At 72.5% G+C, this 17914-nt stretch carries 16 protein-coding genes; 6 read left to right on the forward strand and 10 right to left on the reverse strand.

Features of this window, described 5'->3' with window-relative positions:
* Nucleotides 1-99: 99 nt before the first annotated feature.
* Both QSK45_RS21815 and QSK45_RS21820 read right to left on the reverse strand, forming a co-directional pair.
* Nucleotides 100-1260: an alpha-hydroxy-acid oxidizing protein gene (locus tag QSK45_RS21815; protein ID WP_285559384.1), complete on the reverse strand. Its 1161-nt coding sequence runs from the start codon at nucleotides 1258-1260 to the stop codon at nucleotides 100-102.
* A gap of 94 nt (nucleotides 1261-1354) precedes the next feature.
* Nucleotides 1355-2674, reverse strand: coding sequence for a M6 family metalloprotease domain-containing protein (locus tag QSK45_RS21820; protein ID WP_285559385.1), 1320 nt, complete (start codon nucleotides 2672-2674; stop codon nucleotides 1355-1357).
* 343 nt (nucleotides 2675-3017) lie between these two features.
* Here QSK45_RS21820 and QSK45_RS21825 point away from each other — a divergent pair, with 343 nt between their 5' ends.
* Together QSK45_RS21825 and QSK45_RS21830 are read left to right on the forward strand one after the other, a co-directional pair.
* Nucleotides 3018-3686 carry a TetR/AcrR family transcriptional regulator gene (locus QSK45_RS21825; protein WP_285559388.1) on the forward strand — a complete coding sequence of 223 codons (669 nt, stop codon included), beginning with the start codon at nucleotides 3018-3020 and terminating at the stop codon, nucleotides 3684-3686.
* A gap of 177 nt (nucleotides 3687-3863) precedes the next feature.
* Nucleotides 3864-5399 carry an MFS transporter gene (locus QSK45_RS21830; RefSeq protein WP_285559390.1) on the forward strand — a complete coding sequence of 512 codons (1536 nt, stop codon included), beginning with the start codon at nucleotides 3864-3866 and terminating at the stop codon, nucleotides 5397-5399.
* Between the two features lie 13 nt (nucleotides 5400-5412).
* Here the strand turns inward: QSK45_RS21830 and QSK45_RS21835 are convergent, their stop codons facing one another.
* Nucleotides 5413-5922 carry a MarR family winged helix-turn-helix transcriptional regulator gene (locus QSK45_RS21835; RefSeq protein WP_285559391.1) on the reverse strand — a complete coding sequence of 170 codons (510 nt, stop codon included), beginning with the start codon at nucleotides 5920-5922 and terminating at the stop codon, nucleotides 5413-5415.
* Nucleotides 5923-6046: 124 nt separating this feature from the next.
* Here QSK45_RS21835 and QSK45_RS21840 point away from each other — a divergent pair, with 124 nt between their 5' ends.
* Entirely contained in the window at nucleotides 6047-6838 is a 792-nt protein-coding gene (locus tag QSK45_RS21840) for a dioxygenase family protein (RefSeq protein ID WP_285559393.1), read from the forward strand.
* A 28-nt stretch (nucleotides 6839-6866) separates the two neighbouring features.
* Here QSK45_RS21840 and QSK45_RS21845 read toward each other — a convergent pair whose 3' ends face one another.
* A complete protein-coding gene (locus tag QSK45_RS21845) occupies nucleotides 6867-7409 on the reverse strand; it encodes a GNAT family N-acetyltransferase (RefSeq protein WP_285559396.1) in 543 nt (180 codons plus the stop codon).
* Nucleotides 7410-7599: 190 nt separating this feature from the next.
* On the opposite strand from QSK45_RS21845, the gene QSK45_RS21850 reads away from it, so the two are divergent.
* Both QSK45_RS21850 and QSK45_RS21855 read left to right on the forward strand, forming a co-directional pair.
* Nucleotides 7600-8598: a sigma-70 family RNA polymerase sigma factor gene (locus QSK45_RS21850; RefSeq protein ID WP_285559397.1), complete on the forward strand. Its 999-nt coding sequence runs from the start codon at nucleotides 7600-7602 to the stop codon at nucleotides 8596-8598.
* A 1089-nt stretch (nucleotides 8599-9687) separates the two neighbouring features.
* Complete coding sequence (locus tag QSK45_RS21855) at nucleotides 9688-10644, forward strand: TetR/AcrR family transcriptional regulator (protein ID WP_285559399.1); 957 nt, start codon at nucleotides 9688-9690, stop codon at nucleotides 10642-10644.
* Here QSK45_RS21855 and QSK45_RS21860 read toward each other — a convergent pair.
* On the reverse strand, nucleotides 10641-11639 hold the full coding sequence (locus QSK45_RS21860) for an IS481 family transposase (protein WP_285559400.1): 999 nt from the start codon (nucleotides 11637-11639) through the stop codon (nucleotides 10641-10643). The genes QSK45_RS21855 and QSK45_RS21860 overlap by 4 nt on opposite strands.
* Nucleotides 11640-11759: 120 nt before the next feature.
* Complete coding sequence (locus tag QSK45_RS21865) at nucleotides 11760-12725, reverse strand: helix-turn-helix transcriptional regulator (protein WP_285559402.1); 966 nt, start codon at nucleotides 12723-12725, stop codon at nucleotides 11760-11762.
* A gap of 183 nt (nucleotides 12726-12908) precedes the next feature.
* On the opposite strand from QSK45_RS21865, the gene QSK45_RS21870 reads away from it, so the two are divergent.
* Nucleotides 12909-13157, forward strand: a complete 249-nt coding sequence (locus QSK45_RS21870; protein ID WP_285559403.1) for a hypothetical protein — start codon at nucleotides 12909-12911, stop codon at nucleotides 13155-13157.
* Nucleotides 13158-13195: 38 nt separating this feature from the next.
* Here QSK45_RS21870 and QSK45_RS21875 read toward each other — a convergent pair whose 3' ends face one another.
* From QSK45_RS21875 to QSK45_RS21890, 4 genes are all read right to left on the reverse strand, one after another.
* Nucleotides 13196-13942, reverse strand: a complete 747-nt coding sequence (locus QSK45_RS21875; protein ID WP_285559404.1) for a DUF6227 family protein — start codon at nucleotides 13940-13942, stop codon at nucleotides 13196-13198.
* A gap of 156 nt (nucleotides 13943-14098) precedes the next feature.
* On the reverse strand, nucleotides 14099-15313 hold the full coding sequence (locus tag QSK45_RS21880) for a L,D-transpeptidase family protein (protein WP_285559406.1): 1215 nt from the start codon (nucleotides 15311-15313) through the stop codon (nucleotides 14099-14101).
* Between the two features lie 222 nt (nucleotides 15314-15535).
* Nucleotides 15536-16561 (reverse strand): P1 family peptidase, encoded by a 1026-nt coding sequence (locus QSK45_RS21885; protein WP_285559408.1) that lies wholly within the window; start codon nucleotides 16559-16561, stop codon nucleotides 15536-15538.
* Nucleotides 16562-16600: 39 nt separating this feature from the next.
* The gene (locus tag QSK45_RS21890; protein ID WP_285559410.1) at nucleotides 16601-17839 is read right to left on the reverse strand and encodes a low temperature requirement protein A; all 1239 of its coding nucleotides are present in this window, start codon (nucleotides 17837-17839) and stop codon (nucleotides 16601-16603) included.
* Nucleotides 17840-17914: the final 75 nt, after the last annotated feature.

Genomic DNA, 17914 nt, shown 5'->3' on the forward strand with positions numbered 1-17914 from the left:
GTTCCGGGGCGGGGACGGGGGTGAGGGGTGCATCGGTTGTGGGGCGGGGCTGGGGCGAGGGGTGTGGCGTGGTTCCTCGCGCGGGCCCCGCCGTGAGGGTCAGCGGAGGCGGCGCAGGGTGTCCGGGGTGAGGGAGGCGAGGTCGGGGTAGCCGTCGACGGCCATCAGGAGGTCGGCCTCGGCCAGGAGGGAGCGCAGGACGTGGACGATGCCGTCGGTGCCGTCCAGGGCGAGCCCGTAGGCGTAGGGGCGGCCGATGCCGACGGCGGTCGCGCCCAGGGCGAGGGCCTTGACGATGTCGGAGCCGGAGCGGACGCCGGAGTCGAACAGGACCGGCAGGTCGCCGGCGGCCTCGACCACGCCGGGCAGGCAGTGCAGCGCGGGCAGACCGCCGTTGGCCTGGCGGCCGCCGTGGTTGGAGCAGTAGACGCCGTCGACGCCGGCGTCCTTGGCGCGGCGGGCGTCGTCGGGGTGGCAGATGCCCTTGAGGATCAGCGGCAGGTCGGTGAGGGACCGTAGCCACGGCAGGTCGTCCCAGGTGAGAGGGTTGCCGAAGGTCAGGGCCCAGTGCAGCACCGCGGCCGACGGGTCGTCCTCGGGGGACTTGGCGAGGCGGGAGCGGAAGACGGGGTCGCTGGTGTAGTTGGCCAGGCAGTGGCCGCGCAGCTGGGGGAAGTTGCTCGCGGCCAGGTCGCGCGGGCGCCAGCCGGTGATCCAGGTGTCCAGGGTGACCACGATCCCCTTGAACCCGGCCGCCTCGGCACGGTGGACCAGACTCTCGGCCAGCTCCCGGTCGGTGGGGGTGTAGAGCTGGAAGAAGCCGGGAGTGTCGCCGAACTCCGCCGCCACCTCCTCCATCGGGTCCACCGTCAGGGTGGAGGCGACCATCGGAACGCCGGTGCGGGCGGCGGCGCGTGCCGTGGCCAGGTCCCCGTGGCCGTCCTGGGCGCACAGGCCGATCACCCCGACCGGGGCCATGAAGAGGGGCGAGGGCAGGCGCATGCCGAACAGGTCGACGGACAGATCGCGCTCCTTGGCCCCCACCAGCATGCGCGGGACGAGGCCCCACTCCTCGAACGCGGTGGCATTGGCCCGCTGGGTGCGCTCGTCCCCGGCGCCGCCCGCGACGTACGACCGCAGCGACGGCGTCAGCGCGGCCAGCGCCGGCGGCTCCAGCTCGGCGAAGGTCATCGGCAGCCGCGGTATCACTCCGCGCAGGCCGTCGAGGTAGATCTCGTTCTGGTAGTCGGCGAACGCCATCAGGTCCTCCTGCCCCGGCCCGCCGGATGCGAGCCCCCTGGACCCCTACAGCCCGGGAGCGGCCGGCGGCAAGGGGGAGCGGCGGCGAGCAGGGTCAGGACCGCGTCACCCGCACCCGGTACGTGCCGTCGTCCTCCCCCGCCACCCGCACCACCACCCCGCGGCGCGGGTCCTTGAAGGTCTGGCCCGGAGTGAAGGGGGCGTCGGAGAGTTCGGCCTGGACGTTGGGGCTGCGGGTGCAGCCCCCGCTGTCGCGGTGGGCGTCGTAGACGGTGATCGGGCCGTGGCCGGTGTCGACGGTGGCGTCCACCTTGTAGATGAGGACGCCGGGGCAGCAGATCGCCTCGTCGTTGCCGCCCTGGGCCCGGACCTCCAGGGCGTAGGCCGTGTGGCCGTCGATCGGGATGATCACCAGCTTGCCGCCGCCGGACCGGTACAGCGGCGTCAGGGAGTACTCCACGCTGCCCCGGCTCGCCGCGCAGCCCACCTGGGTGCCGTCCAGCCAGCCCAGTTTCCACTTGTCCCAGGCGAGCATGTCGTTGTTGGCGCCCCAGTCCTCGCTCATGATGTCCCAGTGCCCGACCGTGCCGCCGCCGTCCTGCGTGTACAGGTCGGGCAGGCCGAAGGTGTGGCCGTTCTCGTGCGGCAGGACCCGGTAGCCGGTGTGCGGGAAGGAGCCGGAGCCGTCGTCCTGGCGGGAGTAGATGAACGAGGCGTTGGCGACCGGCACCCCGTCGGCCACCGGCGCGTCCGCGTTCCCCGCGAAGGTCACCGACAGCACCGTGTCCAGCGCCGACGGGCCGGCGTTCGGGGTGACCAGGATGTTCAGGAGGTCGTACGACCGGAAGTCCACCGTCGGATCGGCCGCGGCCACGATGTCCTGCACCAGCTGCCGGTACCCGGGGTCGAACGGCGCGCCGCGCTCTATGCCGTAGGCCTTGAACGGCTTCGGCATCCGCAGCCAGTTGGTCACCGGCGTCTCGGCCCGGTAGTCCAGGCGGCCGTACGACGAGGTGCGGAACCAGTCCTGCGTCCGCGGGAAGAACTCGTGGAAGCGGTCCATCGCGCTGCCCTGTCCGGGCGCGTCGGAGAAGTCGACCATCAGGGTCAGGGCGTGCACCGTGCCCGTGGAGCGGGCGTAGCCGTGCGGGGTGGGCACGCCCTCGGTCATCTGCACGTCCGGGCCGCCGTGGATCATGCAGGGGGAGAAGGCGGAGGAGCGGGCCAGGCCGATCGGGCCGGCGGCGGAGGGCGCCGTGAGGCGGGCGGTCCCGGCCGAGGTGCTGATCGCGAGGGTCAGCGCGGTCACCGCGGCGAGTGCGGCCATCCGGCGCGAGGGTATGGGGCGCGGGCGTATACCGCTCGGGTCCTGGTCGTGGGGTATGCGGCGGGGCGACTGCGGCTGCGGCTGCATGCACGAACCCTTCGCTCCACGGCAGCCACCGGTCCTCGGCTGCGCCCTTGCGATCACCCTGTGCCGGGGCTTCGGAGGGCGCGCGCTGGGCGAGACCGAACGTGGGAAGGGCGGGACCGATGGGGGGAAGGCGGGGCGCGGGAGGGTGAATTCCGGGCCGAGGTGAGTGTGTCTCAGGTCACAGGGCCTCTTTTCGTGCACGGGAAATAAGTGGGGAGCCCCTCCCCGTTTAGCAGTGTGTTCGCCTGAAACGGGGACTGATTCCCCGGATCGCCGGACCACCGGCATCGCATCGACGTCCCACGGACGCCCCACCGGCGTCCCGCCAGCAAAGGAGTGCGCAGTGACGACCGCGACCCACCCCGCGCCGCGCAAGGTGACCCGGCCCCGCGCCGACGCCCTGCGCAACCGGGAGCGGATCGTCACCGCCGCCCGGGAGATGTTCGTCGAGCACGGCCCCGACGTGCCGCTGGACGAGATCGCCCGGCGGGCGGGCGTCGGCAATGCCACGCTGTACCGCAACTTCCCCGACCGCGACGCCCTCGTCCGCGAGGTCGTCTGCTCCGTGATGGACCGTACGGCCGAGGCGGCCGAGGGTGCCCTCGCGGAGACCGGGGACGCGTTCGCGGCACTGGAGCACTTCGTGCACGCCTGCGCCGACGAGCGGATCAGCGCGCTGTGCCCGATGGTCTCCAGCACCTTCGACCGGCACCATCCCGACCTGGAGGCGGCCCGCGAGCGGGTCGAGAGCCTCGTGGCGGAGGTCATGGGGCGGGCCGTGACGGCGGGTCAGCTGCGGTCCGACGTCGGGGTCGGCGACCTGATGATCGCCGTGGCCCAGTTGAGCCGGCCCCCGGCCGGCACGGACTGCCCGCGCGGCGACCGGTTCGTCCACCGCCATCTCCAGCTTCTCCTCGACGGTCTGCGGGCCCCGGCCCGCTCCGTGCTGCCGGGCAGTGCCGTCACCGTCGAGGAACTCCGCCAGTCCGATTGTTCCGCCCAGACCGAATAGGCCCACCGGCCCGATCGGTTCGGGTCCCTCGCGCAGTCCAACAGCCCGTCACTTCCCGCCTGCTGCCTCCGCTGTCCTGACACGTTCCGCTCACTGTCGATTTCTCGTCGTTTTTCCGTCATCTGGTCACGAAGCTCCGCACTCGTGAACTCCCGAAGTCCCGAAGTGGGTACACCCATGTCCGAAGCCCTCAAGGCTCCCCGCATCGCCGCGCCGAGCGGTGACGCCAACCGCTGGAAAGCGCTCGTGTTCATCGCGCTCGCCCAGCTGATGGTCGTCCTCGACTCGACCATCGTGAACATCGCCCTGCCCTCCGCCCAGAAGGACCTCGGCATATCCGACGGCAATCGGCAGTGGGTCGTCACGGCTTACGCCCTCGCCTTCGGCGGTCTGCTGCTCTTCGGCGGCCGGATCGCCGACAAGTGGGGCCGCCGGCGTGCCTTCACCACCGGTCTGATCGGCTTCGCCCTGGCCTCCGCGGTCGGCGGTCTCGCCACCTCGGGCCCGATGATGTTCGGCGCCCGCGCCCTCCAGGGCGTCTTCGGCGCGCTGCTCGCGCCCGCCGCGCTGTCCCTGCTGGCCGTGATGTTCACGGACGCCAAGGAGCGCGCCAAGGCGTTCGGCATCTACGGCGCCATCGCGGGCGGTGGCGGTGCCGTCGGCCTGATCCTCGGCGGTTTCCTCACCGAGTACCTGGACTGGCGCTGGACGTTCTTCGTCAACGTGCCGTTCGCCGTCGTCGCCGCGACCGGCGCGCTGCTGGTCATCCGTGAGCCGGAGGGCGGCCGCAACCGCGCCCCGCTCGACATCCCCGGCGTCCTCCTGTCCACCCTCGGCCTGGTCGCGCTGGTGTACGGCTTCACGCGTGCCGAGTCCGACGGCTGGGGCGACACCCTGACCGTGTCGATGTTCGTGGCGTCCGCGGTGCTGCTGCTGGCGTTCGTGCTGGTCGAGTCCCGGGTCAAGGCCCCGTTGCTGCCGCTGCGCGTGGTCCGCGACCGCAACCGCGGCGGCATCTACCTCTCCCTCGGCCTCGCCATCATCGGCATGTTCGGCCTGTTCCTGTTCCTGACCTACTACCTCCAGATCGTGCAGGGGTACTCCCCGGTCAAGACCGGCTTCGCGTTCCTGCCGATGGTGGCCGGCATGATCACCGGCTCCACCCAGATCGGCGCCCGCCTGATGACCCGGGTCCGCGCCCGGCTGCTGATGGGCCCCGGCTTCCTGGTCGCCGGTCTCGGCATGCTGCTGCTGACCCGGCTGGAGATCGGGTCGTCGTACGCCACCCTGCTGCTGCCCGCGATGGTGCTGCTGGGCCTCGGCATGGGTACCGCGTTCATGCCGGCCATGTCCCTGGCCACCCAGGGCGTCGAGCCCCGGGACGCCGGTGTCGCCTCCGCGATGGTCAACACCTCGCAGCAGGTGGGCGGCGCGATCGGCACGGCGCTGCTGAACACCATCGCCGCGTCCGCGAAGACGTCGTACATCAAGGACCACATCGCCGGTGCCGCCACCAGGCCGCAGCAGCAGCTGGTGGGGCTCCAGGGCATGGTGCACGGCTACAGCACGGCGATCGCCTTCGCCTTCGGCATCCTGGGTGTCGCCGCGCTGATCGCCTTCACCTTCGTCAACGCGGGCCGTCCGGGCTCCACCACGGTGGCCGCCGGAGCGGGCGCGCAGGACGAGGTGCAGGTGCCGGTGGTGGCCCACTGACCCCTTCGGTGAGCTAGCGGAGCCAGGGGAGGTCCGCACCCTCCCCGTCCGGTTGCAGGCCCTCGGCGACGATCTCCATGATCTCGCCGAGGGCCTTCTGCTGTTCGGGGCTGAGCCGTTCGAAGAGGGCCTGGCGTACGGCGGTGACGTGGCCCGGCGCGGTACGGCCGAGCACGGAAGCGCCCTCCTCGGTGAGGACCGCGAACTGGCCGCGCTTGTCGGAGGGGCAGTTCTCCCGGCGCACCCAGCCGCTCTTCTCCAGGCGTGCGACGGCGTGCGACAGACGGGAGCGGGTGATCTTCGCCTTCATGGCCAGCTCGGTCATCCGCAGTCGGCGGCGTGGTGCCTCGGCGAGGAAGACGAGGAGGCCGTAGTACATGTGCGGCATGCCCGCGTCGCGTTGCAGCTGCCGGTCGAGGTGGTCCTCCAGCAGGGTGGTGGCGTGCAGGTACGCGCGCCAGATGCGCTGTTCCTCGGGTGTGAGCCAGCGGTGCGGTGCGGCGGAGTCCGATGCCGTGTTCATGTGTCCACTTTACGAAACTTCTCTTTGAAAATTGAACTAGTTGGGCGTACGGTATTCGCGTAGAGCTTGAGAGTTAAAGGATTCGGTCGATCCGGTTCGCCGGGACGAAGTGGGAGCCGCCGTCATGTCCATGGTCGCCAAGGAGCGCATGCCCGCCCTGTACCTCAGCCACGGCGCGCCGCCGCTCGCCGACGACCCCGTCTGGCCCGGCCAGCTCGCCGCCTGGGCCGCGGCACTGCCCCGCCCGAAGGCCGTCCTCGTCGTCTCCGCGCACTGGGAGGAGGCCCCGCTCGCCCTCGGCGCGACCGAGACCGTCCCGCTGGTGTACGACTTCTGGGGCTTCCCCGAGCACTACTACCGGGTCCGGTACGAGGCCCCCGGCGCGCCCGAGCTGGCCGACTCGGTCCGCAAGCTGCTGCGCGCCCCCGGCACCCCCGTCCAGGACATCCCCGACCGCGGCCTCGACCACGGCGCCTACGTCCCCCTCGTCGAGATGTACCCGGACGCCGACATCCCCGTCCTCCAGGTCTCCCTGCCCACCCTCGACCCGGTGCGGCTCATGGACGTCGGCCGCAGGCTCGCCCCGCTGCGCGACGAGGGCGTGCTGATCATCGGCTCCGGCTTCTTCACCCACAACCTCGCCGCCCTGCGCCACACCGGCGGCGGCGTGCCCAGCTGGTCCGCCGAGTTCGACGAGTGGGGGCGGCGCGCCCTCCAGGACCGCGACTGGGACGCCCTCCTCGACTTCCTGGGCAAGGCCCCGGCCGGCCGCTACGCCCACCCCCGCACCGAGCACTTCGCCCCGCTCTTCGTCACCATGGGCGCGGCGGAGGCCGCGGGCGAGCTGGACGCGCAGAAGTCGGTGATCGACGGGTTCTGGATGGGGCTGGCGAAGCGGTCCGTGCAGTTCGGGTAGGGGCGCGGCGGCGAAGGGGCGGGCGCGGCTACAGCTCCTTCTCGTACCAGGCCACGTCCCAGTAGCGCCCGAACTTGCGGCCCACCTCCTGGAACGTGCCCAGGTGCCGGAAGCCGAAGCGCGTGTGCAGCCGTACCGAGGCCTCGTTCGGCTGGGTGATCCCGGCGTAGGCGCGGTGCAGGTCCTCGTCGGCCAGGGCCTTGAAGAGGGCGTCGTAGAGCAGCGTGCCGATGCCGCGCCGGCCCGCGTCGGGGGCGACGTACACCGAGGTCTCCACGGAGGTCGCGTACGCGGGGCGCGCCCGGTGGGGGCCGGAGGTGGCGTACCCGAGGATGCGCTCCGTGCCGGTGCCGGTGCCGGTGCCCGGGGCGGGCTGGGTGGCAACCATCAGGCGGTGGGGGCCGTCTTCCGGGTGGGAGAGCAGCCAGGAGAGGCGGTCCCGCGGGGTGAGAGGGGCGGTGTCGAACGTGACGGCCGTCTCGCGCACGTAGTGGTTGTAGATCTCCGTGAGCGCGCCGAGATCCGCCTCGACTCCCGGCCTGACCTGCAGCTCTGTGGGCTTGGATGCCATCTCGTCTCTCATGCGGCCGACAGGGTACTGCATGATCAGAAAAATTGAGGGTCGGGTTGGGAATTCTGTCCTGATTCCAGTCGTTGTTTCCATCGGATGCAGGGCACTCAGGGGAGAGTCCAGGACCGCCCCCGGAGTGCCGAGCGTTCAACAGGACCACCCGCCAGCCCACCATCGCAAGGGAGCACGCATGGCAACCCGTGCCGTCGCCCGTCGTCAGTCCGCCTCCGGCGAGACGGCCGACTCGGCAAGCAGTGTTCGCGCACATGGCGGCGAGATCGCGGACCGCGACCTGGTCGGCATGTACCTCGACGAGATCGCGCGTACGCCGCTGCTCGACGCCGCCAAGGAGGTCGAGCTGTCCCAGACCATCGAGGCGGGTGTGTTCGCGCGACAGGTTCTCGACGGGTTCGAGGACACCACCTCGGACGCCACCCGCGAGGAGCTGGAGGCCCTGGTCGCCGCCGGTGAGCGGGCCAAGGACGTCTTCATCCGCTCCAACCTCCGCCTGGTCGTCGCGGTCGCCCGGCGCTACCCGCGCAGCGGCCTGCCCCTGCTCGACCTGATCCAGGAGGGCAATGCGGGCCTGGTGCGCGCCGTCGAGAAGTTCGACTACCGCAAGGGCTTCAAGTTCTCGACGTACGCCACTTGGTGGATCCGCCAGGCCATCACCCGGTCCATCGCCGACCAGTCCCGCACCATCCGGCTCCCCGTCCACCTGGTGGAGGAGCTGGGCCGCATCCGCCGGGTGCAGCGCGAGTTCAACCGGGAGCACGGCCGCGAGCCGGAGCCCGCGGAGATCGCCGCGGAGCTGGGCTCCACGCCGGAGCGCGTCACCGACGTCCTCGACTGGGCCCGTGACCCGGTCTCGCTGAACATGTCGGTGGACGACCAGGGGGAGACCCAGTTCGGCGACCTGCTGGAGGACACCTCGGCGGTCAGCCCCGAGCAGTCCGTCCTGACCCTGCTGCGCAGCGAGGAACTGGACGACCTGATCGGCCGTCTCGACCAGCGCACGGCGTCCATCATCAAGATGCGCTACGGCATCGAGGACGGCCGCGAGCGCACCCTGACCGAGGTCGGCAAGGAGCACGGACTGACGCGCGAGCGCATCCGGCAGATCGAGAAGCACGCCCTGCTGGAGCTGAAGAAGCTGGCGCGGGACACCGGGTTCGACGCGGCGGCGTGAGCCGGAGGCCGCGTACGCCGGGTGGAGAAAGACGGCGCAAACACGGCGCCCTCCCGCCGCTTCAACGGCCGGGCCCGAGGGAACAACCCTTCCGGGCCCGCCGGCGGGCCCGGCGAACGCCGCACTCCCCACACCGGTCACCGCTGACGCATCACACCCCATCGGGCACTTCGCACCTCACCCGGCACATCGAGTCCCACCCGGCCGCCCCCACGCGAGCCACGTCCCGACGCACATCCCCCCCGGCGCCGGGACTTCCCAGAGCCGGGCTCCGGCGCCCACCCCCCCCCGGGCGCCGGAGCCCGGCTTCTTCTGCGCCGGGTGCCGGGCGGGATCTCGACGCGGTGACCTCGGCGGCGTCGTCTCGGCGGTTGTGCCCCTGCCGCCAAGTTCGCGGGTGGGCAGACGGCCGTCGAGCGGGAACCGGCGGTGCCGCGGGTACCCGGCCGACCGGTTCGAAACGGCACTTCCTCGCCACGTGGCAGGAGGCGGTGTTGTCCGACTGGCGCAGGCGTTCCAGCCGCCGGAGACCCCCACCGGCGAAGTCGGCGAACGCCCAGCCCCCCGGCACCTCCAGCGCGCGGGGCGCGATGCCGCGACCACGGGCGTGCACGGCGGTCCGGAATCCGGCCTCGGCGCGGCCGGTGCCCGAACTCCTCAGCCGCCCCAGCCGCTTGAGGACGACGGGCCCACCACCCCGGCGTCTCCCGGCAGTCGGGGCCGCTCCCCGGCTCCTCCGCGACCGCGAAGGCATACCGCTCGCCCGTCTCCGGGCCGCGTCGCCGCGCCTCGGTCCGCCGCCGCGTGCCCGCCTCGTCGTCCACGGCCCCGCTCACCCCGCGCCGCGGTGCCTCGTCCCGGCGGGGCGGACGGGGGCACGGGCATAACGGGGGATCACGCGCAGGGCGTCGTCGCGGTCGTCCCGCGCCGGCCCGTCGTGCGGTCTCCTCCTGCGGGAGCGGCCCGGTCCGTGGGACGCTGGGAGTGCCGCGACCGCGCCGGGACGGCAAAGGGCGGCCCACCCCGCACCTGAACCCCGGGGTGAACCGCCGGATGGCAGATTCTGCCATACGGGCATAGCCTGCCGAGATGAGCACCACCCCCCGTCCTACCCCCCGTTCCACCCCCCGCGCCACCCCGCAGTCCCCCTCCGGCGCCGTGCCGACCCCCTCCCTGACCGAGCGCCGCAAGGCCGAGACCCGGATGGAGATCGCCAGGGCCGCGGCCGCCCTGTTCGTCCGCCAGGGCCTGCGGGCCACCCGCGCCGAGGACATCGCCCAGCAGGCCGGCATCGCACCGCGCACCTTCTACCGCTACTTCGCCAGCAAGGAGGAGGCGGTCGCGCCCCTCTACGCCGCCGGCGCCCAGCGCTGGGCGGAGGCCGTCCGCGCCGCCCCGGCCCGCCTCACCGTCCCGCAGGCCCTGGAACACGCCGTCGAGCACACCCTCGTCCCCGGCGCCGGGGTCTCGGCCGCCTCCTGGGAATGGGTCCGCACCCTGATCCGCCTGACCGACACCAGCCCCGCCCTGCGCAAGGTCTGGGCCGAGGTGGGCCAGACCTCGGAGGAGGCGCTGGCGGAGATCCTGGCGCGGCGGCTGGCGACCCCCGGATGGGGCATGGCGCCCGCGGCGGAGACGGAAGAGGTCGCCGACGGGAAGCAGACGGGCGTGCCGGGAGCGGGCGACGAGGCGACGGGACCGGCCGGGGTGCCGTGGGCCGGGGAGCCCGGAGCCGGGGAGCCGGGGACCGCCCGCGATCCGCTCGCCGCGACCCGCGGGGTGGAGCCGGCCGCGCCGCCGGGCCCCGTGCGGCCCGCCCGCGAGCCGGAAACCGACGGCGCGGGCCCGACCGCACTCCCGCCCCCCGTCCCCGTGATCACCCCCGACCTCCGCTTCGCCGCCGCCGTCGCCGGCAGCGCCGTACGCGTCGCCGTGCAGTCCTGGGCCGCGACCACCTCACCCGCCGCCGGTCCGGACGGCCCCGCCGCCCTCGCCCTGCGCAACCTCAGGGCCCTCGGCGACTTCTCCTGGGACGGCGAGCGCTAGGTGTATTGACCCGTGAGGTTGGGGACGCGGCTGGCGGGTGGTTGGCCTTTCAGCGCGGTGTGGCCGCGGTGGTGATTGTAGGTGTGCAGCCAGTCGGGGAAGGCGTCACGCCGTTCCTGCTCCGAGTGGTAGGGGCGGGCGTAGGCCCATTCTTCGAGCAGGGTGCGGTTGAAGCGTTCGACCTTGCCGTTGGTCTGCGGCCGGTAGGGCCGGGTTCGCTTGTGGGCGATCCCGGCCGCTGCCAGGGCGTCGCGCCAGTCGCGTGAGCGGTAGCAGGCGCCGTTGTCGGTCAGGACGCGTTCCACGGTGATCCCGGCCTGGGTGAAGAACGCCTGGGCCCGGGTCCAGAAGCCGGTGGCGGTCTCCTTCTTCTCGTCCGGGTGGATCTCGCTGTAGGCCAGGCGGGAGTGGTCGTCGACGGCGGTGTGCAGGTAGCTGTAGCCGAGGTTGGGGCGGCCGTGACGGATGCGGGGCCGTGCGGGGTCGCGGTGCGCGGAGCTGTTGCGGCCGCCCTGGGCCCTGCCGTGGGCCTTGTGTCCGCCGCCGTCGGGGATGTTGCCGAGTTTCTTGATGTCGACGTGGACCAGTTCGCCGGGCCGGTCGCGTTCGTAGCGGCGCACGACGCGGCCGGTGGCCCGGTCCAGGTGGGCCAGGCGGGCGAGGCTGTAGCGGGTCAGCACGCGGTGCACGGTGGAGGGCACGAGACGGAGCAGGTGTGCGATGCGGGCCGGTCCCCACCGGCGCAGGACGCGGACCTTGATGATCCGGCGTTCGGTGCGGGTCGGGGTACGGCGGGGGCTGGAGTGCGGGCGGGAGGAACGGTCACGCATGCCTGCCTCGCCGAACTGCCGGTAGCGCTCGGCCCACCGCTGGGCCGTGGTGGGCGAGACCTGGAAGCGTTCGGCGGCCCGGCGCAGGGGCCAGCCCTCCTCGACCACGCAACGGGCCAGACGCAGGCGACCGGTCTCGGTCAGGGGTGCATTACGGTGGACCACGAGGGCCTTTCTGGTTGGTGTAGACGTCGCAATCCACACCGAACCGGAAGGCCCTCACCTGTTCAAGATCCCTCAGCCGAGACCTGGCTCACCCGTCCACAACCTCCCAGGACAGAACAGCTAGGCGCCGCCCGCCCGGCTCAGCCGTCCCCCCAACTCCCGCACGCACGCCGCCAGTTCCTCCGGCCCCCGCACGGTGAACTCGTACCCCGCCAGCGCCAGCCGGACCGTCAGCCACTCCACGGGATCACCGGTGACGCCCGCGAGGACGCAGCCGCCCCCGCCGTCGTCCGTGAGCGTCCCGAGCGCCGCCGGGACCCGCTCGGCCACCTCCACCGCCGACGCCGCGAACCGCACCTCGAAGGCGTACGACTCCTGCCACTGCTGAATGGACTGCCGCACGTACTCGGCCGCGCCGCCCATCGGCAACTCCCGCTCCTCGAACCGGACTCCGGTGGCGAACGGCTCGCTCACCCGGTCCACCCGGAACGTCCGCCAGCCGGCGCGGTCGACGTCGTACGCGACCAGGTACCAGCGGCGCGCCGTCGACACCAGCCGGTGCGGCTCGGTCAGCCGGCGGGACGCGCCGCCCTCCTTGTCCCGGTAGGCGAACCGCAGCCGCTCCCGACCCGCCACCGCCGAGGCCAGCACGGTCAGCGTCCCCGGCGCGATACTCGCCCCGTCCCCGCTGGTCAGCGGCGTGGTCGCGGCCCCGAAAGTGGAGACCCGGTGCCGCAGCCGGGCCGGCAGCACCTGCTCCAGCTTGGCGAGCGCCCGCACCGACGCCTCCTCCACGCCCGCGACCGCGTGCCCGGCGCCGGCCCGCAGCCCGACCGCGATCGCGACGGCCTCCTCGTCGTCCAGCACCAGCGGCGGCATCGCCTTGCCCGCGACCAGCCGGTACCCGCCGTCCGAACCCCTCGTCGCCTCCACCGGATACCCCAGCTCCCGCAGCCGGTCGATATCCCGGCGCACGGTACGCCGGGACACCCCGAGCCGATCGGCCAGCTCGCCGCCGGGCCACTCGCGGGGCGTCTGGAGGAGGGAGAGCAACTGCAGCAGCCGTGCCGGGGTGGCGGTCGTCATGCGTACGAGGATGCCGCAGCGGTAGGCCAGGAGCTGACCTAGTCACGGCGCGCGTTCACCTCCGCGCCGCCTGTCCCTTTGGTTCGGTGTGGGGTGTTGGTTCCGTCTGTGTTGTTCACGGCACCTGCGAGATACGTCACGGTCCGGGGCCGAAGTGCGCCGCGGTGGTGTGTACTGGTGGGTATGCCCGAGCATCTCTCGACCCTCCAGCTGGCCGCCGCGGTCTTCCTCACCCTGGCCGGTGTGGTCTGGGCGATCGGCGTGCTGCGTCTGCTGCGCCGGTTCCGTGCGCAGGCCCTTCGAGAACTCGCGGCCACCCGCCTGCCGTTCCTCCCGGCCCAGCGCACCGGCCCGCTGCGGGAGTCGGTGGAGCTGACCCCGGCCGAACAGGACGCCTTCGCCGGCCTGATACGGCAACTCGGCCACCGCTGACCGGCCCGGCCTCCGCCGCCGGCCGCGCCGCCCCACCGTCAGCCCTGCCGCGCCGCGCGCCGCTCCATCGCCGAGCGAGCCGCGCGCTCCGACATGTAGACCTCGCACATGTGCCGGCCGTCCGGCGTCGCCGTGTGCTCGACCTCCCACAGGGAGACCTCGCTGCCGTCCGGCAGCAGGAACGCGTGCTCGTACAGCGCGTAACTCAGCCCGGAGCGCCCGGCCCGGCCCGGACGGCCGAATGCCTGGGTGATCTCGTGCGCCGTCGCCGTGGCCAGCAGGGCCGCGGTGCGGGCATCGGGGTGATCCGGGTTCTCCGCGCGGCGCAGCAGCCGACGGGCGTGGTCGGCGGAGTCGCCGGAGGCGAACACGTGCCGGGGCGTCGGGATCGCCCACAGCCACGTCGGCGCGGACAGCTCCAGCTCGGGCGCCTCCGGGGGTAATCCGAGCCGCGAGGTGGCGGTCTGGAGCTCCTCCTCGTCCGTGTACACCTCGTGCTCCGAGGAGCCGCCCGGAGTGGTGTTGTACGCCAGCTCCCACAGCGTGACCGCCGAGCCGTCGGCGAGCAGCCAGGTGTGCCGGTACGTCTCCCGGTGCAGCCCGGCGCTGTGGTGAGCCGAGTGCAGCGAACTGTCGTACACCAGCGCGCAGTCGAGCCGCCGCATCACCTCGTCGGGTAGCTCGAAGGAGTTCAGGGCACGGCCGAGGAGCCGCGCGAGGTGCTCCTCAGGAGACTCGGGCGACTCGGCTGGTTCGTACGCTGCCGTCTCGTACGGAACGCTCAAGGCATCTCCCGGCGTTGCTGCATGTCACCTTGTGGGTGCATACCGTAGCCCCTCGACCGGACATCATGTCCGGGAATGGGAAAACGAACACCGGGAAAACGCGCGGGCCGCGCGAGAAGTTCCCGCGCGGCCACAAAACCCGTCAAAACCCGTCGGTCAGGCGGCACTTCCGGCGGTCCAGGCGCTCCAGGACATGTTCCAGCCGTTGAGGCCGTTGTCCGGGGCCACGGTGGAGTCGGGGGAGTTCTTCACGATCACCACGTCGCCGACCAGCGAGTTGTCGAAGAACCACTTCGCCGGGGTGTCGCCCTGCGCGCCCTGCACGTCCGCGAGACCGACGCAGCCGTGGCTGGTGCCCTGCCGGCCGAAGGGCGGGTTGCCGCGGCTGTACCAGTAGTTGCCGTGGATGAAGGTGCCCGAGGACGTCAGCCGCATCGCGTGCGGCACGTCCGGGATGTCGTACTCCCCGCCGAAGCCGACCGTCGAGCCGTTCATCCGGGTCTGGGTGAACTTCTCGGAGATCACCATCTGCCCGTTGTACGTGGTGTGCTGCGGGCTGCCCGCGGAGATCGGCACCGTCTTGAGGGTCTGGCCGTCGCGCACCACGGTCATCGTCTCCGTGCCGACGTCGACCGTGGAGACCTGCGAGCGCCCGACGGTGAACGTGACGGTCTTCTTCTGCACGCCGTAGACGCCCTGCGCGCCCTGCACGCCGTCCAGGTCGATGTGCATCGTGACCTTGGAGCCGGCCTTCCAGTACTCCTGCGGCCGGAAGTCCAGGCGGCGGTCACCGAACCAGTGCCCGACCACCTGCTGGCCGCTGCTGGAGTCGACCGTGATGTGCGACTGCACGGCCTTCTTGTCGCTGATCGACTTGTCGAAGGTGAACGACACCGGCATGCCCACACCGACCGTGGAGCCGCTGTCCGGCGTGTAGGTGCCGATGAAACTGTTCGCCGAGGTGACGGTGGTGAAGATGGCGTTGGCCGCCGCCGGGCGCCCGTCGGCGTCCTTCGCGGTCGCGGCTATCTGGTACTTCGTACCGCGTTCCAGTTGCTGCTTCGGCTTCCAGCTGTGGCCGTCCGCGGATATCGCCCCCGGCACGGACTGCCCCGACCCCGCCACCGTCATCTTCACGTCGGTCAGCCTGCCGTCGCTGACCTTCACCCCGGTGGCGTTGATGGACGCGTCCGTCGCGCCGTCCTTCGCCGAGATCGCTATCTTCGCCGTCGAGGTCTTCGGGGTCTTGGCGTCACCGCCGCCGTTCGAGGCGTTGGCGTCGCCGCCGCAACCGGTCAGGGTGAGGGCGCCGACCATCAGGGCGGCACAGGCCCCCAGTGCGCGCCGCGCTGCAATGTCCGGCGTTGTCACGGGCTGCTCCAGGTTCATGTGATGTGCGAGGTCCGTTCCAGTACGCAGACGAAGAGTGCGTGAACGGCCGCTGAGGTTCCCCTCGGCTCATCGGAACGGCGGGACGTGACAGAACCGCGACAATCCCCACCGGAACCCGACGTTCATCCCGCTGGGGGCCTCCCCCCTCCCCCCTCCCCTCCCTCCCACCCCTCCCCAATACCCCCACGGTCGCCCCGCCCCCTACGGCCGCCCGTACAACTCCCCGTACGACGGCCACGTGCCGCCCGGTCCCTCCACCGACTCGGCCGTGCGGACCGCCCGGACGATCGCCCGCGTCACCATGTCCGCGGCCGCGGCGAGCACCTCGTTGAGGGCGAGGGGGTGCGGGTCGAGGGCGTGGGTGCCGGTGGCCAGGGTGAAGACCGTGTCGCCGTCGTGGAGGAGGTGGACCGGGCGGACGGCGCGGGCGATGCCGTCGTGGGCGGTGCCGGCCAGCTTCTGGGCCTGCGCCTTGGTCAGGTCCGCGTCGGTGGCGACGACCGCGAGCGTCGTGTTCAGCGGCGGCGGCGTACGGCCGGCGCCGGTCTCCTCCAGGCGGCGGAGCGCCGCCTCGTGTACCTCCTCCCGCGGGCGGTCGGCCCGGCCCTCCCACAACTCCCCGTAGAGCACCCCCGTTTCCGGATCCATCACCGAGCCCGCGGCGTTCGCGACCACCAGGGCGGCGACCGTGATGCCCGAGTTGAGGACCGTGCTCGCGGTGCCCACGCCACCCTTGAGCCGCCCGGTCGCCGCGCCGGTCCCGGCCCCCACGCAGCCCTGCGGCACCGGGGCGCCCGGAGCGGTCGCGGCCGCCGCCTCCACCGCGGCGCGTCCCGTCGCGGCGTCCGGGCGGGCGCGGAAGTCGCCGCCACGCCCCAGGTCGAAGACGCACGCCGCGGGCACCACCGGCACGACATGCGCCGGATCGGGCCCCACCCGCACGCCCCGCCCCCGCTCCTCCAGCCAGGCCATCACCCCGGACGCCGCGTCGAGCCCGTAGGCGCTGCCCCCGGTGAGCACGATCGCGTCCACCCGCTGGACCACGTTGCGCGGGTCGAGGGCGTCGGTCTCCTTGGTGCCGGGCCCGCCCCCGCGCACGTCCACCGCGGCGACGGCCCCGCCCTCCGGCGCCAGTACGACCGTGGTCCCGGTGAGCCGGCCCTGCCCGGTCCGGGTGGCGTGTCCGACCCGCACCCCGGCGACATCTGTCAACGCGTCAACTGTCATGGCGCCAGTCTGCCCGAGCCCCACCCGCCGCCGAAGGGCTCAGCCGGCCGGCGTCCCGGCGCTCGCCGTGCGCTCCCTTCGGCTGGTGCGGGCCGTCAGGATCACCCCTGTGGCCACCGCCGCCGCGCAGACCAGCCCCGCCGCCAGGACCGACCGGCCGCCCAGGAAGGTGCAGCAGAGCACCAGCAGGGCCGTGACCGGCAGCACCAGTTGCTGGGCGATGCCGACCTTGAAGTGCCGTGCGTGCAGGACCCAGACAGCCAGCAGATAGAGCGCCGTCGGCACGGTCACCGCCGCCGACGCGGCCGCCGTGGAGATGTGCGCCGAGCCGGCCGTCTCCTCCACGGCCACCTCCAGGCCCGCCCCGATGGCCGCGGCCGAGGCGAAGATCAGATAGTGGCCGTATCCCCACAGGAACGCCCGTCCGCTGGAGCGCAGATGACCGTGGATGGGCACCACGAAGTAGATCCACCAGGCGGAGAAGACGATCAGGAGGCCGCCCGCGGCGATCGGCAGCAGTTCACCCAGCGCCGAGTGCTCGTCCACCGCCGACTTCACGGCGACCGTGGCCGCGGAGATCGTCTCGCCCAGCACGATGATCGTGAACAGGCCGTACCGCTCGGCGATGTGATGCGGGTGCCAGGACGTCTCGTAACCCCGCTCGGCGAACAGCGGCACGCACATCTCCGCGATCGCCATCACCAGGAACACCCAGGGCCGCGCCGGCGGCGGCAGCACCACCAGACCGGCCCAGCCGACCTGGCACACCAGCACCCCGCCCGCGTACCGCAGCGCCGCCCCGCGTTCGCCGCCCTCGGCCGTTCTCGCGGCTCTCAGCCACTGGGTGGCCATCGCGACGCGCATGATCACATAGCCGAGCCAGACCGTCAGGAAGTCGTGCTGCCGGAAGGCCCGGGAGACCCCGGCGGCCAGCACCAGGACGCCGGCGATCTGCACCAGGGTGACGACCCGGTAGAGCACGTCGTCGTTGTCGTACGCCGAGGCGAACCAGGAGAAGTTCATCCAGGCCCACCAGATGGCGAAGAACAGCATCGCGTAGTTGAGGACCCCGGTGCCGGGGTGCCCGGCGGCGACGGCGTGCACCAACTGGACGCCCGCCTGCGCGACCGCCACGACGAAGCAGAGGTCGAAGAAGAGCTCGAGCGGGGAGGAGACCCGGTGGGCCTCGTCGCGCCCGCGGGCGGTGAGCCGTCTCACGGGGCCGGGGGGATGCGGTGCGCCCGGGGTCGCGGGCGGCGGGGTGGAACTCGTCGTCATGCCTCTCAGCAGAGCAGAAAACCGTGCCGCGGGTTCGTGCGGGCGTTCACAAGCGGCCGGAGGTGCTCCGGGACG

This window comes from Streptomyces hygroscopicus subsp. hygroscopicus, from assembly GCF_030269125.1.
GTDB lineage: Bacteria > Actinomycetota > Actinomycetes > Streptomycetales > Streptomycetaceae > Streptomyces > Streptomyces hygroscopicus_C.